We start from the raw sequence: 17,793 nt of genomic DNA, 5'->3' as shown, positions 1-17,793 counted from the left end.
ATCTCGGTGTAAGGCGGGATCGCCACGTCGGCTTCGGCAAAGCTGATCTTCAGGACGATGAAGAACGGCAGCATGAAGAACAGGAACAGCCAGAGGAAAGGGATCCCGATGACCACATGCCGGCCACCGGGGGTTATTCGTTGCAGCTGGCGCTTGAATTTTTTCATGTTCATGAGCGAAGTACCACGCCGCTGTCGTCTTCCCACCACACGTACACCTGATCACCCCAGGTTGGGCGCTGGCCACGGCGTTCGGCGTTGGCGACGAAGGATTGCACGAGCTTGCCGCTCGGCAACTCGACGTAGAATACCGAGTGGCCGCCGAGGTAGGCGATGTCGTGGACCTTGCCGCTGGACCAGTTGTGCTCGCAGGTCGGCATTTGGGTGGTGACCAGCAGTTTTTCCGGGCGGATGGCGTAGGTCACCGACTTGTCTTCCACCGAGGTGGCGATGCCGTAGCCGACGTAGATGTCGCGGTCCAGGTCAGGGCACTTGAGCACTGCGTGGCCTTCAGCGTCGTCGACCACCTGGGTGTCGAAGATGTTGACGTTGCCGATGAACTCGCACACCAGGCGGCTGGTCGGCGTCTCGTAGATGTCGACCGGGCTGCCGATCTGCGCGATCCAGCCCAGGTGCATGATCGCGATGCGCTCGGCCATGGTCATGGCCTCTTCCTGGTCGTGGGTCACCATCACGCAGGTCACGCCGACGCGCTCGATGATTTCCACCAGTTCCAGCTGCATCTGCGAACGCAGTTTCTTGTCCAGCGCCCCCATCGGCTCATCGAGCAGCAGCAGTTTCGGGCGCTTGGCCAGGGAACGGGCCAGGGCCACACGCTGGCGCTGGCCACCGGACAACTGGTGCGGCTTGCGCTTGGCGTACTGGCTCATCTGCACCAGCTTGAGCATCTCGGCCACGCGGGCGTCGACTTCGGCCTTGGGGATCTTGTCCTGTTGCAGGCCAAACGCGATGTTCTGCGCCACGGTCATGTGCGGGAACAGCGCGTAGGACTGGAACATCATGTTGATCGGCCGCTCGTAGGGCGGCATGTCGGTGATGTCCACACCGTCGAGGTAAATGCGACCCTCGGTTGGGCGCTCGAAACCTGCGAGCATGCGCAACAAGGTGGATTTGCCCGAACCCGAACCGCCGAGCAAGGCGAAGATCTCGCCTTTCTTGATTTCCAGGGACACATCGTCCACGGCAATCGTCTCGTCGAACTTCTTCGTGACCCGGTCGATTTTGACCAGCACCTTTTTCGGTGTCTGGTCGCCCTCGAGGGCTTTCTTATAGGCGCCGGAGGCAACTGCCATTTACGAAACTCCCAAAAAAAAAGAGTGCAGTTCGCCCGACGCGGGCGAACCCAGGATAGTTTGAGCCTTACTTGCCCGTCTTGACCTTGGTCCAGCTACGGGTCATTAAACGCTGCACTTTCGGGGGTAGCTCGAAGTTGACAAATGTCCGGTCGAGAACCGCCTGCGGTGGGTAAACCGCTTCGTCGGTGCGTATCGATTGCTCCATCAGTGCGTCCGCCCCTGGGTTAGGGTTGGCATAACCGACGTAATCACTGACCTGAGCGATAACCTCAGGTTGCAGTAAATAGTTGATGAAGGCGTGGGCTTCTTTAACGTTGGTCGCGTCCTTGGGGATCGCCAGCACGTCAAACCACAGGTTGCCGCCTTCTTTCGGAATCGCATAGGCGATGTTCACGCCCTTGCCCGCCTCGGCTGCGCGGGCCTTGGCCTGGAACACATCGCCGGAGAACCCGGCCGCCACGCAGATGTTGCCGTTGGCCAGGTCGGAGATGTATTTGGAAGAATGGAAGTAGGTCACATAAGGCCGCACTTTCAGCAGTTTCGCTTCGGCCTTCTTGTAGTCTTCGGGGTTCTCGCTGTTGGGGTTCAGGCCCATGTAGTTGAGCACCGCCGGCAGCATTTCATCTGCCGAGTCCATGAAGGACACGCCGCACGTCGCGAGCTTTTTCATGTTTTCCGGCTCGAACAGCACGGCCCAGGAGTCGATCTTGTCGACGCCCAGCACTTCTTTGACTTTATCGACGTTGTAACCGATGCCGTTGGTGCCCCACAGGTACGGCACGGCGTATTGGTTGCCCGGGTCGTTCTTTTCCAGGCGCTTGAGCAGCGCCGGGTCGAGGTTGGCGTAGTGAGTCAGCAACGACTTGTCGAGCTTCTGGAACGCCCCGGCCTTGATCTGTTTGCCGAGGAAGTGATTGGACGGCACCACCACGTCGTAACCGGTACGTCCGGCCAGCAACTTGCCTTCCAGGGTTTCGTTGGAATCAAACACGTCATACACAGGCTTGATACCGGAGGCCTTTTCAAAGTTGGCCAGGGTGTCGGGGCCGATGTAGTCCGACCAGTTATAAACATGCACAGTCGATGCGGCCTGCACGCTGACAGCCAGCGTGATACCTGCACCTACCAGCAAGGCTTGGCGAAATAAAGAAAATGGCAAGTGGAGGTCCTCTTAAATAGTTGGGCCCAAAGTTGTTGCCCGGCAACAAAACCGGCGCGCAACTTACCCTCGATAAACCGATCCGGCAAAACTTTCTGTCATTTAATTACTGTACGGCTGCCGCTCTTTGTAGGAGCGAGCTTGCTCGCGAAGAACTCACAGGCAACGCGGGCGACCAGAGGCGCTGCGTTATCGTTGAGGATTTTCGCGAGCAAGCTCGCTCCTACAGGTTACCTCGCTTACTTACCGGATTTGATTTTGGTCCAGCTACGGGTCATTTCACGCTGAGTCGCTGCCGGCAAGTCGGCAATGGCATACAGCTTGGCTTGCACGTCCGCTGGCGGGTAGATGCCTGGGTCGCTGGTGATGTCTTTGTCGACCAATGCGGTGGCTTTCTCGTTACCGTTCGGGAAACGCACGCTGTTGGTGATCGCAGCCATGACTTTCGGCTCGAGCAGGTAGTTCATGAACTTGTAGGCCGCTTCGACGTTTTCGGCATCTTTAGGGATGGCGACCATGTCATAGAAACTGCCGGCGCCTTCCTTCGGAATGTCATACGCCACTTTGACCTTGCCACCGGCTTCAGCCGCGCGGGATTTGGCCTGCTGGATGTCACCCGAGTAACCCACGGCTACGCAGATGTTGCCGTTGGCCAGGTCGGAGATGTACTTGGACGAGTGGAAGTAACCGATCGAAGGACGGATCTTCAGGAACAGGTCTTCAGCTTGCTTGAGGTCGGCTTTCTTCTGGCTGTCGGTCGGCAGGCCCAGGTAATGCAGCGCGATCGGCAGCATTTCGGTTGGCGAATCGAGGAAGCTCACACCGCAGCTCTTGAGCTTGGCGATGTTTTCCGGCTTGAGCAGGATGTCCCACGAATCGATCTTGTCGACGCCCAGCGCGGCCTTGACCTTCTCCGGGTTGTAACCGATGCCGATCGAACCCCACATGTACGGAAAAGCGTGCTTGTTGTCCGGGTCGCTGACCGACACGGCCTTGAGCAGCGACGTGTTCAGGTTTTCGTAGTTGGACAGCTTGGACTTGTCCAGCTCCTGGTAGACGCCGGCCTTGATCTGCTTGGCGAGGAAGTTGTTCGACGGTACGACGATGTCGTAACCGGACTTGCCTGCCAGCAACTTGGCTTCAAGGGTCTCGTTGCTGTCGAATACGTCGTACACCACTTTGATGCCCGACTCTTTTTCAAAGTTGGCGATGGTGTCCGGAGCAATGTAGTCGGACCAGTTATAGATGTGCAGCACTTTATCGTCTGCCTGGGCCGCGCCCGCCATTGCGCCCATCAGGGACAACGCGAGGAGGGTCTTGCCAGCGTTCTTCAAACCTAATGCCTTCATTTGGTGATGCTCCAATTTTCTTTTTTGGGCCGCAGCATGCTTCATCGATATACAGCTGTTCGGCAGCCCGTCGAAGGGCAGCAAAACAGGACTACAGTCTGGCAAGTTAGGGGGCCGGCTTTCAACTAACCCCCCACTTTTATAACTGCCCGAACGCAGCGCCCGAGAGTCACTGCGTTCTGAGCCTAGCACTTAGCCCTGCAATGCCGCCAAAGTCAGGTCCAGGCAATGACGAGCCTTGGTCACCAGCTCGTCGATTTCGGTCTTGCTGATCACCAGCGGCGGCGAAATGATCATGGTGTCACCCACGGCGCGCATGATCAGGCCATTCTCGAAGCAGAAGGTTCGGCAGATCATGCCAACACCGCGGCCTTCGTAACGCTTGCGCGTCGCTTTGTCCTGAACCAGTTCAATCGCACCGAGCATGCCGACACCACGCACTTCACCCACCAACGGATGATCAGCCAGCTCCCTCAGACGTTTCTGCAAATACGGTGCCGTTTCATCATGCACACGCTTAATAATTTGTTCATCGCGCATGATGCGGATGTTTTCCAGGGCGACCGCCGCGGCCACCGGGTGACCGGAGTAGGTGAAGCCGTGGTTGAAATCGCCGCCTTCATTCAGCACCGCCACCACCTCGTCGCGCACGATCAGGCCACCCATCGGGATGTAGCCCGAGGTCAGGCCCTTGGCGATGGTCATCATATCGGGCTTGAGGTCGTAGAAATCGCTGCCGAACCACTCGCCGGTACGGCCGAAACCGCAGATCACCTCGTCGGCGACGAACAGGATGTCGTACTTGGCGAGGATTTCCTTGATGCGCGGCCAGTAGCTGTCCGGCGGCACGATCACGCCACCGGCGCCCTGGATCGGCTCGGCAATGAAGGCACCGACGTTGTCCACGCCCAGTTCCAGAATCTTCGCTTCCAGCTGGTTGGCGGCCCACACGCCGAACTCTTCAGGGCTCATGTCGCCGCCTTCGCCAAACCAGTACGGCTGGGCGATGTGGACGATGCCCGGGATCGGCAGATCGCCCTGCTCATGCATATAAGTCATGCCGCCGAGGCTGGCACCGGCCACGGTGGAGCCGTGGTAGCCATTCTTGCGGCTGATGATGATTTTCTTGTTCGGCTGGCCCTTGATCGCCCAATAGTGGCGGACCATGCGCAACATGGTGTCGTTGCCTTCGGAGCCGGAACCGGTGAAGAACACGTGGTTCATGCCGGCCGGTGCAACGTCGGAGATCGCCTTGGCCAGTTCCAGCACCGGCGGGTGGGCGGTCTGGAAGAACAGGTTGTAGTACGGCAGTTCTTTCATCTGCTTGGCGGCGGCGTCAGCCAGTTCATCGCGACCGTAACCGATCGCCACGCACCACAGGCCGGCCATGCCGTCGAGGATCTTGTTGCCTTCGCTGTCCCACAAGTAAACACCGTGGGCTTTAGTAATGATCCGTGGGCCTTTCTCTTTCAACTGCTTGAAGTCGCTGAACGGCGCCAGGTGGTGATCACTGCTCAAGGCTTGCCATTCACGGGTTTGCGGGTTGTTGCTGGACATACCAATCTCCTAGACTTTTCAGTGGAGGGCGCGCCGTTCAACGGGCGCGCCCGGCGCATCAGACGGCGAAGAGCAGGAACTCCCGCTCCCACGAACTGATCACGCGCTTGAAGTTTTCATGCTCGGCCCGCTTGACCGCGACGTAGCCAGTGATGAATTTGTGACCCAGGTATTTCTCGATGGTCTTGCTGTTTTCCATACGTTCCAGCGCGTCTTCGATGGTCAACGGCAGGCGCAGGTTGCGCCGCTCGTAACCACGACCGACGACCGGCGCGCTTGGGTTGTGCCCTTCGACCATGCCGATGTAGCCGCACAACAGGCTGGCGGCGATCGCCAGGTACGGGTTGGCGTCTGCGCCCGGCAGGCGGTTTTCCACGCGACGGTTCTGCGGGCCGGCATCCGGTACGCGCAGGCCGACGGTGCGGTTTTCTTCGCCCCACTCCACGTTCACCGGTGCCGAAGTGTCCGGCAGGAAGCGGCGGAACGAGTTCACGTTGGGGGCAAACAGCGGCAGCAATTCGGGGATGAATTTCTGCAGGCCGCCAATGTGGTTGAGGAACAGTTGGCTCATGGTCCCGTCTTCATTGGAGAAGACGTTCTTGCCGGTGGCGATGTCGATGATGCTCTGGTGCAGGTGCATCGCGCTGCCGGGCTCGCCGGTCATCGGCTTGGCCATGAAGGTGGCGGCCACGTCGTGCTTGAGCGCGGCTTCACGCATGGTGCGCTTGAACACCAGGATCTGGTCGGCCAGGGACAGCGCGTCGCCGTGACGGAAGTTGATTTCCATCTGCGCCGTGCCGTCCTCGTGGATCAGGGTGTCGAGGTCCAGCTCCTGCAGTTCGCACCAGTCGTAGACGTCCTCGAACAGCGGGTCGAATTCGTTGGCCGCTTCTATAGAGAACGACTGCCGACCGGTTTCCGGGCGCCCGGAACGACCGATCGGCGGTTGCAGCGGGAAGTCCGGGTCTTCGCAGCGCTTGGTCAGGTAGAACTCCATCTCCGGCGCCACGATCGGCTGCCAGCCTTTGTCGGCGTAGAGCTTGAGGACTTTCTTGAGCACGTTGCGCGGCGACAGCTCGATCGGGTTGCCTTGCTTGTCGTAGGTATCGTGGATCACCTGGGCGGTAGGCTCGATGGCCCACGGCACCAGGAACACCGCGTTCTGGTCGGGGCGGCAGATCATGTCGATGTCGGCCGGGTCGAGCAATTCGTAATAGATGTCGTCTTCGACATAGTCGCCGGTCACGGTCTGCAACAGAACGCTCTCGGGCAGGCGCATGCCTTTCTCGGCGATGAACTTGTTGGTCGGCGAGATCTTGCCCCGGGTGATACCGGTGAGGTCGCCAATCATGCATTCGACTTCTGTGATCTTGTGGTCTTTCAACCAATCGGTGAGCTGGTCGAGGTTGTTACTCATAAATGCCTCTGGGCTGGGTTTCCTGACGTTCATTAAAGGTCAGGCGTCGGTTGACGCATCGGCGTCGCTGGTTCATCAGAGTGGGAGCTTAACCGCCATTTGGGGTGCCGTTGCACTCCTAAAGCAAAAGGCTTGCCTCCCGTGCAGGATAATGAGCGGCAACTGCAAAAAAGGCAGGACCGGCGTCATGAAAAGGGCGAGTACAAGAAAATGAACGGGGCACGCGAACAGCGTCCTGGCCGTCAAGAATAATGGCCGGATCGAAGGGGCTTATCGGGGATGGAATCATCAATGGGAATGCGCGTTCGCAACATTCGACACGGATCTGAAAAGCATGCAGACCGACCTGTTTCGCGCAGGTGGTGATGCCGATTAACGGCAGGCCAGACATGAAGCACCCCGGTATTATTGCTGTTATGGGTTTGAATCGAGCTTAGCCTTGTTCATTTTTTTACACAACACCCCCGTAAAAAATACAACACGGCCCGCTCAAGCCTGCTAGTCCCAAGCCGGGCAACCGGGTAAAACCGCCCCAAAAAGCCCCAAAAAAGCCCTCGTGGCGCTTTTTTGGGGCAAAAAAGGCCTCGCTTGACTTCGGCATGCCGTTCGGGTTGACTGAAACCTGAAAAGATCAATGATTGATATTTTTAACAACAAAGGTGTTGCATCATGTCGGTACCCCCGCGTGCCGTTCAGCTTAACGAAGCGAACGCGTTCCTTAAGGATCATCCTGAGGTTCTGTACGTAGACCTTCTAATTGCGGATATGAATGGTGTGGTGCGCGGTAAGCGCATCGAACGCACCAGCCTCCACAAGGTTTACGAGAAAGGCATTAACTTGCCTGCCTCTTTATTTGCCCTGGATATCAACGGCTCAACGGTGGAAAGCACCGGCCTGGGCCTGGACATCGGCGATGCTGACCGAATCTGTTATCCAATCCCCGACACCCTGTGCAATGAACCTTGGCAAAAGCGCCCGACCGCGCAACTGCTGATGACCATGCACGAAATTGAAGGTGAACCTTTCTTCGCCGATCCGCGCGAAGTACTGCGTCAGGTCGTAAGCAAATTCGACGACCTCGGTCTGACTATCTGCGCTGCCTTCGAGCTTGAGTTCTACCTGATCGACCAGGAGAACGTGAACGGCCGCCCACAACCGCCCCGCTCGCCGATCTCCGGCAAACGCCCGCACTCGACACAGGTCTACCTGATCGACGACCTCGACGAATATGTCGACTGCCTCCAGGACATCCTGGAAGGTGCCAAAGAGCAAGGCATCCCGGCTGATGCCATCGTCAAGGAAAGTGCCCCGGCGCAGTTCGAAGTGAACCTGCACCACGTGGCCGACCCTATCAAGGCCTGCGACTACGCGGTACTGCTCAAGCGCCTGATCAAGAACATCGCCTACGACCATGAGATGGACACCACCTTCATGGCCAAGCCTTACCCAGGCCAGGCAGGCAACGGTTTGCACGTACACATTTCGATCCTGGACAAGGACGGCAAGAACATCTTTGCCAGCGAGGATCCCGAGCAGAACGCCGCATTGCGTCACGCGATCGGCGGTGTGCTGGAGACCCTACCCGCCCAGATGGCGTTCCTGTGCCCCAACGTCAACTCCTACCGTCGTTTCGGCGCACAGTTCTACGTGCCGAACTCGCCGTGCTGGGGCCTGGACAACCGCACCGTGGCGATCCGCGTGCCGACCGGCGCGGCCGACTCCGTGCGTATCGAACACCGCGTGGCCGGTGCCGATGCCAACCCCTACCTGTTGATGGCTTCGGTCCTGGCGGGCGTACACCACGGCCTGACCAACAAGATCGAACCGGGCGCGCCAGTGGAAGGCAACAGCTACGAGCAGAACGAACAAAGCCTGCCGAACAACCTGCGCGATGCCCTGCGCGAGTTGGACGACAGCGAGGTGATGGCCAAGTACATCGATCCTAAATACATCGATATCTTCGTCGCCTGTAAGGAAAGTGAGCTGGAAGAGTTCGAACACTCCATCTCCGACCTTGAGTACAACTGGTACCTGCATACCGTGTAAGCGCTGGTTGCACTGAGAAAACGTCGCAGGCCTTTGGTCTGTGGCGTTTTTTATGGGTTGCTTTTGGTAGACCGAGTTGGCCGCCATCGGGAGCAAGCTCCCTCCCACATTTGAACGAGTTTTCCTGAAGAAACCGGTTCGAGTGTGAGAGGGAGCTTGCTCCCGATGGCGGCCTGGCAGACAACACCAGCTCCTGCTCATACAATGCCCGCTGCCTTGTAGGAGACTTCCATGACCACCCGCCCCGCCGCCCCTCGCAAACCCCGCGCCCGCAGCCAGGCCCGGATCGACGCGATCCTCGACGCCGCCCGCACGTTGCTGGCGTCCGAAGGCGTGGCCGGTTTGTCGATCTACAGCGTGGCCGAGCGCGCACAGATTCCGCCGTCGTCGGTGTACCACTTTTTCGCCAGCGTGCCGGCGCTGCTGGAAGCGTTGACCGCCGACGTCCATGCGGCATTCCGCGCCGCAATCCAGGCGCCCATCGCGCATGATTCACTCAAGTATTGGCGCGACCTGTCTTACATCGTCGAACAGCGCATGCTCACCATCTACAGCAACGACGCCGCCGCCCGCCAGCTGATCCTGACCCAGCACGGGCTGACCGAAGTGAATCAGGCCGACCGCCAGCACGATCTGGAGTTGGGTGACTTGATGCTGGCCGTGTTCAACCGGCATTTCGAAGTGCCGACCCTGCCCGCCGATGTGGACGTGTTCGCGCTGGCGCTGGAATTGAGTGATCGCGTGTATGCGCGTTCGGTGCATCAGCATGGGCTGATCACGCCGCGCATGGCTGAGGAAGGCATGCGCGTGTTCGATGCGTATGTGGGGCTTTATCTGCCGGCGTATTTGCCCAAGCGGGGCGTCACTGTCTGATGGATGTGTTGTCTGGCAGGGCCTCATCGGGAGCTTGCTCCCACATGTGACCGAGTTTTCCTGAAGAAACCGGTTCGAATGTGGGAGGGAGCTTGCTCCCGATAGCGCCCTCAAGTGATCACAACTTGGCGATCGACACCTCGGTGGATTTGACGAAGGCAATCACCTCGCTGCCGATCACCAGCTCCAACTCCTTGACCGAACGGGTGGTGATCACCGACGTCACGATCCCGGACGCGGTCTGCACGTCGATTTCCGAGAGCACATCGCCTTCGACGATTTCCTTGACGGTGCCTTTGAACTGGTTACGCACGTTGATGGCTTTGATAGTCATGTCGTTTTTCCTTCATGGGACAAGTGAGTTATTGCGCCCACCGCAATTGCGTAGGCAACGGTGAAACAGGTTCGGGTTCCGGCGGGGTGCCGGGCAGCGACAGCACACGGTTGAGCACCTGCGCTTCGAGCGCGGCCAGGCGATGCGAGCCTCGGGCGCGTGGACGCGGCAGCTCGACAATCAGGTCGAGGCCGATTTCGCCGTCTTCGATCAGGATCACCCGGTCGGCAATGGCCACGGCTTCGCTGACGTCGTGGGTTACCAGCAACACGGTGAAACCATGCTTCTGCCAGAGGCTTTCGATCAGTTGCTGCATCTCGATGCGGGTCAACGCATCCAGCGCGCCCAACGGCTCATCGAGCAACAGCAGACGCGGCTGATGAATCAACGCACGCGCCAGGGCCACACGTTGCTTCTGGCCACCGGATAAGGCCGCCGGCCACTCATTCGCACGCTCGGCCAGGCCGACCGCTTCGAGCGCTTCCAGTGCCTTGGGACGCCAGTTGCCCTTGAGGCCGAGGCCGACGTTGTCGATGATCTTTTTCCACGGCAGCAGACGCGCTTCCTGGAACATCAACCGCGTGTCTTCGATCGCCTCGCCAAGCGGCGCGGAGCCGGCCAGCAGCTCACCGCTGCTGGCCTTGTCGAGGCCGGCCAGCAGGCGCAGCAAGGTACTTTTGCCGCAGCCACTGCGGCCGACCACGGCAACGAACTGGCCCGCCGGAATATGCAGGTCGATGCCCTTGAGCACTTCCCGCGCGCCAAAGGCCTTGCGCAATTTGCGCACCGCCAGGGGAATCCCCTTCAGCAGGCGCGGAGGTTGTTGAGCGGTCATGCCGCACCTCCTTTATTCACTTGATAAGCCGGATGCCAGCGCAGCCACACACGCTCCAAGCCGCGGGCCGCGAGGTCGGCCAGCTTGCCGAGAATCGCGTACATGACGATGGCCAGCACCACCACGTCGGTTTGCAGGAATTCACGGGCGTTCATCGCCAGGTAACCGATACCGGAACTGGCCGAGATGGTTTCCGCCACGATCAGCGTCAGCCACATAAAGCCCAGGGCAAAACGCACGCCCACCAGGATCGACGGCAGCGCGCCCGGCAGGATCACCTGGCGGAACAGGCTGAAGCCAGACAAGCCGTAGCTGCGCGCCATTTCCACCAGTGCCGGGTCGACGTTGCGGATGCCGTGGTAGGTGTTGAGGTAGATCGGGAACAGCGTGCCGAGGGCGACCAGGAAAATCTTCGCGGTCTCGTCAATGCCGAACCACAGGATCACCAGCGGGATCAGCGCCAGGTGCGGCACGTTGCGGATCATCTGCACCGAGCTGTCCAGCAGGCGCTCGCCCCACGTCGACAGGCCGGTGATAAAGCCCAGGGCCAGACCGATGCTGCCACCGATCACAAAACCCAGGCCCGCGCGCCAGCCGCTGATGGCCAGGTGCGTCCAGATTTCACCGCTGCGTACCAGGTTGACCCCGGCCTCGATCACCGCGCTCGGCGCCGGCAGAATCCGCGTCGACAACCAACCCGCCGACACCGACAACTGCCACACCGCCAACAGCAACACCGGCAGCACCCAAGGCGCCACGCGATGGCTCAGTTTTTCCACATTCATGGCCCCACCTCAGCTCTGTGACGCCGCTTTGGGAAGGATGTCGTTGGCGACCATCTCGCCGAACGGGCTCACGTACCCGGCACTTTTCGGCAACTCGGGACGTTCGATATCCAGGTGCGGGAACAGCAACTCGGCGACGCGATACGATTCTTCCAGGTGTGGATAACCGGAGAAGATAAAGGTGTCGATGCCCAGCGCCGCGTATTCCTTGACCCGCGCCGCGACCGTCGGGCCATCGCCCACCAGCGCGGTGCCGGCCCCGCCGCGCACCAGGCCGACGCCGGCCCACAGGTTGGGGCTGACTTCGAGGTTGTCGCGGCTGCCGCCATGCAAGGCCGCCATGCGCTGCTGGCCGACCGAATCAAAGCGCGCCAGCGAGGCCTGGGCACGGGCGATGGTGTCGTCGTCCAGGTGCGAGATCAGTTTGTCGGCGGCTTTCCAGGCTTCATCGTTGGTTTCGCGCACGATCACATGCAGACGAATGCCGAAGCGCACCGTGCGCCCGAGTTTCGCGGCCTTGGCCCGCACCTCTTCGATTTTTTCCGCGACCGCGGCCGGTGGCTCGCCCCAGGTCAGCACCATGTCCACCTGTTCGGCCGCCAGGTCCTGCGCGGCTTCGGAAGAGCCGCCGAAGTACAGCGGCGGACGCGGTTGCTGGATCGGCGGGTAAAGCAGTTTGGCGCCTTTGACGCTGATGTGTTCGCCGTCGTAATCCACGGTTTCGCCTTCCAGCACGCGACGCCAGATGCGGGTGAACTCCACCGAGGCCTGGTAGCGCTCCTCGTGGCTGAGGAACAGACCGTCGCCGGCCAATTCTTCCGGGTCACCGCCGGTCACCAGGTTGAACAGCGCACGGCCGCCGGACAGGCGATCGAGGGTCGCGGCCTGACGCGCGGCCACCGTCGGCGAAATGATCCCGGGGCGCAGCGCGACCAGGAATTTCAGACGCTGGGTCACCGGGATCAGCGAAGCGGCCACCAGCCACGAGTCTTCGCAGGAACGCCCGGTGGGGATCAACACCCCGCCGAAGCCAAGGCGGTCGGCCGCCTGGGCCACTTGCTGCAGATAACCGTGGTCGACGGCGCGAGCGCCTTCGGCGGTGCCAAGGTAATGACCGTCGCCATGGGTAGGCAGGAACCAGAAAATAGTGAGGCTCATGGAGTTGTCTCCTGAAGAAGTCGGATTACGGCGCGTTGGCCACTGCAGCGGGCGGCGTCCAGATCACGTCCTTGATGCTCAAGGGTTTGGGGATCAATTTGAGTTGGTAGAAGCTGTCGGCAATCTTCTGCTGCGCGGCGACCACCGCCGGGGTCAGGAACAGCGCGCCATAGCCCTGGCGTTTCACCGAGGTCAGGGTGATGTCAGCCGGCAGGCCGAGCAGCGGCGCGACTTGCTCGGTGACTTGCTGCGGGTTGGCCTTGGACCACTCGCCCACCGCGCGCACTTCTTCCACCAGCGCCTTGATCACTTCGGGGTGTTTTTCGGCGTAGGGCCTGGTGGCCAGGTAGAACTGATGGTTGTCGGCAATCCCGCTGCCGTCACGCAAGGTGCGGGCTTGCAGTTGTTTCTCGGCGGCGGCCTGGTACGGGTCCCAGATGACCCAGGCGTCCACGCTGCCACGCTCGAACGCGGCACGCGCATCGGCGGGCGGCAGGAACACGGTCTGTACGTCGGTGTATTTCAGGCCGGCATCTTCCAGGGCCCGCACCAGCAGGTAGTGAACGTTGGAGCCCTTGTTGAGCACGATTTTCTTGCCCTTGAGCTCGGCCACCGATTTGATCGGCGAGTCTTTCGGCAGCAGGATCGCTTCACTGGTCGGCGCCGGCGGTTCGTAGGCCACGTAGAGCAGATCGGCACCGGCGGCCTGAGCGAATACCGGCGGGGTTTCGCCAGTGACGCCAAAGTCGATCGAGCCGACATTCAGGCCTTCGAGCAATTGCGGGCCGCCCGGGAACTCGGTCCACTGCACCTGCACACCGTCGGCGGCCAGGCGCTTTTCCAGGGTGCCCTTGGCCTTGAGCAGCACCAGGGTGCCGTATTTCTGATAGCCGATCCGCAGGGTTTCGGCAGCGTGGGCTTGAACAATGGCGCCGAAGGACACAGCCGCAGCAAACAGTGCGACCAGACCACGACGCAAGATGACAGTGAGCATGGCGCTCTCTCCAAAAATGCGATTGGGGGGTTGGCTGCACCTGCTTGGCCGTTGGCGGCTGAGTAAGGTGAGTACTTCGTGAATCGGTAAGGCTTAAATGCTCCAGCGAGCACTCAACAAACGTTCATTCAACACATGCGGGTCCAACGGTTTCGGGCGACGGGCCATGGCGGCGTAGAAGGTTTCCAGGGCCTCGCTCAAGCGCTGTTCGAGGACCGGCACCAGTTGCGCCTGGGCACTGCCTTCGCCGTAAGCGATCTGGCTGTCTTCGGCAAAGATCCCGTGGAGCAATTCCTGGGCTTTGAGCGCCGACAGCACCGGCTTCAATGCGTAGTCCACCGCCAGCATGTGGGCGATGCTGCCGCCGGTGGCGATGGGCAATACCACCTTGTGGGCCAGGGCGCGTTCGGGCAGCAGGTCGAGCACGGTTTTCAGCGCGCCCGAGAACGAGGCCTTGTACACCGGCGTGGCGATCACCAGGCCGTCGGCATTCGCCACTTGTTGCAACAAGTCGATGACTTTGGGGCTGTCGAAGCGCGCATGCAGCAAGTCTTCGGCCGGGAAGTCCCGTATCTGATAACTCACCACTTCCACGCCCTGCTGTTGCAGCCACTGACGGGTTTTATCCAGCAAGACCCCGGAGCGGGAACGCTGGCTGGGACTGCCTCCAAGTGTTACGACCAGCATGTAGGAAATTCCTTTAGCAAGTGTCGGCGGTTCGCTGTGTGGCGATGGCGCCAAGATGGAACAGACCATATCAGCAGATTTATATATCTATAAATCTTATTTTTTCATTTGTTTATTCCTTAAAAGAATAAACCATCCATCAATCGCCAGGCGAAAAAAAGGCCGTCGAAACGGCCTCAAAACCGCTGCCATGTGAGTACACAGCGTCTATCTGTAGGAGCGAGCCTGCTCGCGAAAACCGCCAACGATGACGCAGGCTTTCTGGATGTCCGCAGTAACCGCGCATGCTTCGCGAGCAAGCTCGCTCCTACAGGTAATTCAGCGATTGGGTTGCGGTGTCAGCCGCAGATACGGCTTCACCGCCCGATAGCCTTTGGGAAAGCGTTTCTTGATTTCTTCCTCATCCTTGAGCGACGGCACGATCACCACCTCATCGCCGTCCTGCCAGTTGGCGGGCGTGGCGACTTTGTAGTTGTCGGTCAGTTGCAACGAGTCGATAACCCGCAGGATTTCATGGAAGTTGCGCCCGGTGCTGGCCGGGTAGGTGATCGTCAGGCGGATCTTCTTGTGCGGGTCGATCACGAACAAGGAACGCACGGTGAGGGTGTCACTGGCGTTCGGGTGGATTAGGTCGTAGAGGTCCGAGACCTTGCGGTCGGCGTCGGCCAGGATCGGGAAGTTGACGAGCGTGTTCTGGGTTTCGTTGATGTCTTCGATCCACTTGAGGTGCGAGTCCACCGGGTCTACCGACAGGGCGATGGCCTTGACGCCGCGCTTGGCGAATTCGTCCTTGAGCTTGGCGGTGAAGCCCAGCTCGGTGGTGCATACCGGCGTGAAGTCCGCCGGGTGGGAAAACAGCACACCCCAGCTGTCGCCCAGCCACTCGTGGAAACGAATCTTGCCGGCGCTGGAATCCTGTTCGAAGTCGGGGGCGATATCGCCCAGTCTTAGGCTCATGGTGTGGCTCCTGATGAGTGCTTATGGAGCCCACTGTGCATGGATTACGGACTATTTAAAAAGAATAAATATCGATTTATCTAGACGATATAGGAATATTAAAAATGTGTTCACTGGACCTTGGAGCAGGCGAGAGTCAACATTCGTTTCAAGGTTCGAGAAGGCCTTGAGACGCTGTAAAAAAGAGGGGGTCAGGAAGGGCTTGCGGGGGTTGAGCCCGACTTGATTGAACGTGAGAAAAACCTCGCGGTAACGCGAGGTTTTCCTTATCCAGCCTTACAAGAAGCTGTAGGAGTAGCTGAAGATCAGGCGTGTCTGATCCTGGTCCTGGATACCAGTGCCGCTGCCACGGTACGCACCGTGCCGCAGAGTGGTGCCAAAACCTTTGAGCGCGCCGGCCTGAATGGTGTAGTCGATACGCATATCGCGTTCCCACTCGGACTGATCACTGCCACCGCCCACGGCTTTGATGTTGTCGCCGTGCAAGTAGGCAATCGAGGTTCGCAGACCTGGAACACCCAGTGCAGCGAAGTCGTAAGAGTACTGACCGAAGGTGGTGTTTTCACCCGCGCGGACGAAGGAGTTGATCATGCTGTCGGTGAACAGGTAGAAGCTCGACCCGCCGGCACCTTCGTTACGACCATTACCATCCACAACGCTACCCTGGTTCACCCAGACGAAACCACCGTCATCGTTGACACGCTGGTGACCGAGCATAACGGCGCTGCCACCCAGGGTGTAGGTGAACATGGCGCTCCAGGTCTTGTTATCAACCTCGCCTGCGTTCTTCGCGTAACCACCGTTGTTGTTGAAGCGATAGCCGGCCTGACCGTTCTTGCCATCAGAACTGCTGTCGAAGTAGCGCAGGTCGGTCTTGAAGGACTGACCTTCGCTGATCGGGTATACGTGCAACAGGCCCAGGAAGTGCTGCTTATAGTAGTCTTCGAGGTTTGCGTAGTAGTACTGCAGGGTCAAGTCTTTGGTGACCTTCCAATCAGCGCCACCAAAACGGAACTTATTGCTTTCCTCGGTACCGCCATTGACGGCCAGGCCAGTGCTGTTGGTTGAAGCACGACCAGTGGCATGTTCGAGTTGACCGGCGTTGAAGGTCACATTGTCGATTTCTTTGGAAGTGACAGTGCCGCCTTCAAAGGTTTGCGGCAACAAACGACCGTCGCTGGCGATCAGGATTGGAAGGTTCGGCGACAGCGCACCACCCAGGTGTGCTTCAGTCTTGGAGAAGCGGGCCTTGGCGTTAGCACTCGCACTGCTCCAGTTGCTTACGGCAGACCCATCGGAGTCACTTGGAACGAAGGAGTTGTTGTTTGGGTGATGGCCCCGACCACCATCCAGGTGAATACCTACCAATGCCTGGGCGTCGATACCAAAACCAACGACACCTTGAGTGAAGCCGGACTTGTAATCGAACTTCAGGCCGGTGGCTGTTTCGCGCTGATCAGCACCGCCATCACGCTGATCGTTATCGAAATACAAGGTACGCGAGCTGACACTGGCCTTACTGTCTTCAATGAAACCGGCTGCTGCAGCTTGCTGGGCGATTGCCGCCAACGCTATAGCCAACGCCAATGTGGACTTCTTCATGTACCGCTCCTCTCATTTCTAATTTTTGTATTTCTTTGGTCCTGGGTCTAACGCCCGAGATCCACAGATGCGCGATTAGCGCCAGATAGTGACTACCAAGTCAATCGTAACCTTGTGTGTCTACTACCTTCGTCTAATCGCAGTTTGTTTGGTCCCTGCAGGGTAATGAATTTTTCATACACCCAAAAAGAATTATTTCATTCTTTTTCATACGCTTTTGGAATAAGCCTCTGCATGAAACAAGACGCGTCAGCATAGACGAACCTTTGCATAAGCTAATTTCTAAAAGGCATTTCTTGATCGCTTTTTAGATCTTTTTAGCTGAACGCACCGTCATATACGTCACCCAGGATCAAAAAAGCGACGTCATCATGGCCAAACGCCCATCTTCCCGTCAATTTGTTACAGTTTTTGTATCACTAATATTTCATGCCGGCCTGAGAGCCGCCGATCGAGCCGTCTGGCAGCGAAAGCTTCGCGCAATTTATCCCTCTACGCCTTGATCGTATCGGCTCAAAATCAAGAATCCTTAAACTTTAGTAGGGGGCACGGGTGGCACGATGACGCACCCCGGGGGGGTTGATCGGCCACGTCATCGCTACGCCCTTCGCCCGTGGGACGTACCGATCTTCGAAGTGACGAGCTGGTTTGGCGCCGAACGCATCACCTCGGGTTAACGCAACGACCGAGGCCTGCATCGCAGGCAAGCCAGCTCAGGGGCTGGG

The 17,793-nt window shown here is 59.1% G+C and carries 16 protein-coding genes and 1 pseudogene; 2 read left to right on the top strand and 15 right to left on the bottom strand.

Translation table 11 applies throughout. The features are described from left to right. The 7 genes and pseudogenes from AC07W0_RS29765 to AC07W0_RS29735 all read right to left on the bottom strand — a co-directional run. A pseudogene (locus tag AC07W0_RS29765) lies at positions 1–173 on the bottom strand (putrescine ABC transporter permease PotH); the annotation flags it as partial. Continuing rightward, entirely contained in the window at positions 170–1,312 is a 1,143-nt protein-coding gene (locus tag AC07W0_RS29760) for an ABC transporter ATP-binding protein (RefSeq protein ID WP_017845078.1), read from the bottom strand. The gene AC07W0_RS29760 and the pseudogene AC07W0_RS29765, both read right to left, overlap by 4 nt. A gap of 67 nt (positions 1,313–1,379) precedes the next feature. Next, positions 1,380–2,474 carry a polyamine ABC transporter substrate-binding protein gene (locus AC07W0_RS29755; RefSeq protein WP_017845079.1) on the bottom strand — a complete coding sequence of 365 codons (1,095 nt, stop codon included), beginning with the start codon at positions 2,472–2,474 and terminating at the stop codon, positions 1,380–1,382. Positions 2,475–2,713: 239 nt separating this feature from the next. Then, complete coding sequence (locus tag AC07W0_RS29750; protein WP_026139797.1) at positions 2,714–3,808, bottom strand: polyamine ABC transporter substrate-binding protein; 1,095 nt, start codon at positions 3,806–3,808, stop codon at positions 2,714–2,716. Between the two features lie 207 nt (positions 3,809–4,015). After that, a complete protein-coding gene (locus AC07W0_RS29745) occupies positions 4,016–5,380 on the bottom strand; it encodes an aspartate aminotransferase family protein (protein ID WP_017845081.1) in 1,365 nt (454 codons plus the stop codon). A 58-nt stretch (positions 5,381–5,438) separates the two neighbouring features. After that, complete coding sequence (locus tag AC07W0_RS29740; RefSeq protein ID WP_017845082.1) at positions 5,439–6,797, bottom strand: glutamine synthetase family protein; 1,359 nt, start codon at positions 6,795–6,797, stop codon at positions 5,439–5,441. Between the two features lie 118 nt (positions 6,798–6,915). Continuing rightward, positions 6,916–7,188, bottom strand: a complete 273-nt coding sequence (locus tag AC07W0_RS29735) for a glutamine amidotransferase (protein WP_128192375.1) — start codon at positions 7,186–7,188, stop codon at positions 6,916–6,918. A gap of 278 nt (positions 7,189–7,466) precedes the next feature. On the opposite strand from AC07W0_RS29735, the gene AC07W0_RS29730 reads away from it, so the two are divergent. Next, complete coding sequence (locus AC07W0_RS29730; protein WP_026139798.1) at positions 7,467–8,843, top strand: glutamine synthetase family protein; 1,377 nt, start codon at positions 7,467–7,469, stop codon at positions 8,841–8,843. Between the two features lie 231 nt (positions 8,844–9,074). Then, positions 9,075–9,716: a TetR/AcrR family transcriptional regulator gene (locus AC07W0_RS29725; RefSeq protein ID WP_046381715.1), complete on the top strand. Its 642-nt coding sequence runs from the start codon at positions 9,075–9,077 to the stop codon at positions 9,714–9,716. A gap of 118 nt (positions 9,717–9,834) precedes the next feature. On the opposite strand, the gene AC07W0_RS29720 is transcribed toward AC07W0_RS29725, so the two are convergent. From AC07W0_RS29720 to AC07W0_RS29685, 8 genes are all read right to left on the bottom strand, one after another. Then, positions 9,835–10,050 (bottom strand): TOBE domain-containing protein, encoded by a 216-nt coding sequence (locus tag AC07W0_RS29720; RefSeq protein WP_017845085.1) that lies wholly within the window; start codon positions 10,048–10,050, stop codon positions 9,835–9,837. A 28-nt stretch (positions 10,051–10,078) separates the two neighbouring features. Further along, positions 10,079–10,885 carry an aliphatic sulfonates ABC transporter ATP-binding protein gene (gene ssuB / locus AC07W0_RS29715; protein WP_102618906.1) on the bottom strand — a complete coding sequence of 269 codons (807 nt, stop codon included), beginning with the start codon at positions 10,883–10,885 and terminating at the stop codon, positions 10,079–10,081. Then, the gene (ssuC, locus tag AC07W0_RS29710; RefSeq protein ID WP_046381713.1) at positions 10,882–11,670 is read right to left on the bottom strand and encodes an aliphatic sulfonate ABC transporter permease SsuC; all 789 of its coding nucleotides are present in this window, start codon (positions 11,668–11,670) and stop codon (positions 10,882–10,884) included. Before ssuC ends, ssuB begins: the two co-directional genes overlap by 4 nt. 9 nt (positions 11,671–11,679) lie before the next feature. Then, the gene (gene ssuD / locus AC07W0_RS29705; RefSeq protein WP_017845088.1) at positions 11,680–12,828 is read right to left on the bottom strand and encodes an FMNH2-dependent alkanesulfonate monooxygenase; all 1,149 of its coding nucleotides are present in this window, start codon (positions 12,826–12,828) and stop codon (positions 11,680–11,682) included. A gap of 25 nt (positions 12,829–12,853) precedes the next feature. Next, positions 12,854–13,822, bottom strand: coding sequence for a sulfonate ABC transporter substrate-binding protein (locus tag AC07W0_RS29700; protein ID WP_046487890.1), 969 nt, complete (start codon positions 13,820–13,822; stop codon positions 12,854–12,856). A gap of 93 nt (positions 13,823–13,915) precedes the next feature. Then, the gene (gene ssuE / locus AC07W0_RS29695; RefSeq protein ID WP_017845090.1) at positions 13,916–14,509 is read right to left on the bottom strand and encodes an NADPH-dependent FMN reductase; all 594 of its coding nucleotides are present in this window, start codon (positions 14,507–14,509) and stop codon (positions 13,916–13,918) included. 318 nt (positions 14,510–14,827) lie between these two features. Further along, positions 14,828–15,466 carry a peroxiredoxin gene (locus tag AC07W0_RS29690; RefSeq protein WP_017845091.1) on the bottom strand — a complete coding sequence of 213 codons (639 nt, stop codon included), beginning with the start codon at positions 15,464–15,466 and terminating at the stop codon, positions 14,828–14,830. 276 nt (positions 15,467–15,742) lie between these two features. Continuing rightward, on the bottom strand, positions 15,743–17,068 hold the full coding sequence (locus tag AC07W0_RS29685) for an OprD family porin (protein ID WP_102618905.1): 1,326 nt from the start codon (positions 17,066–17,068) through the stop codon (positions 15,743–15,745). Between the last annotated feature and the right edge of the window lie 725 nt (positions 17,069–17,793).

This window comes from Pseudomonas sp. GW704-F2, from assembly GCF_059423025.1.
The sequence above is the reverse complement of the archived record's forward strand: the minus strand, read 5'-3'. Positions and strand labels throughout refer to the sequence as shown.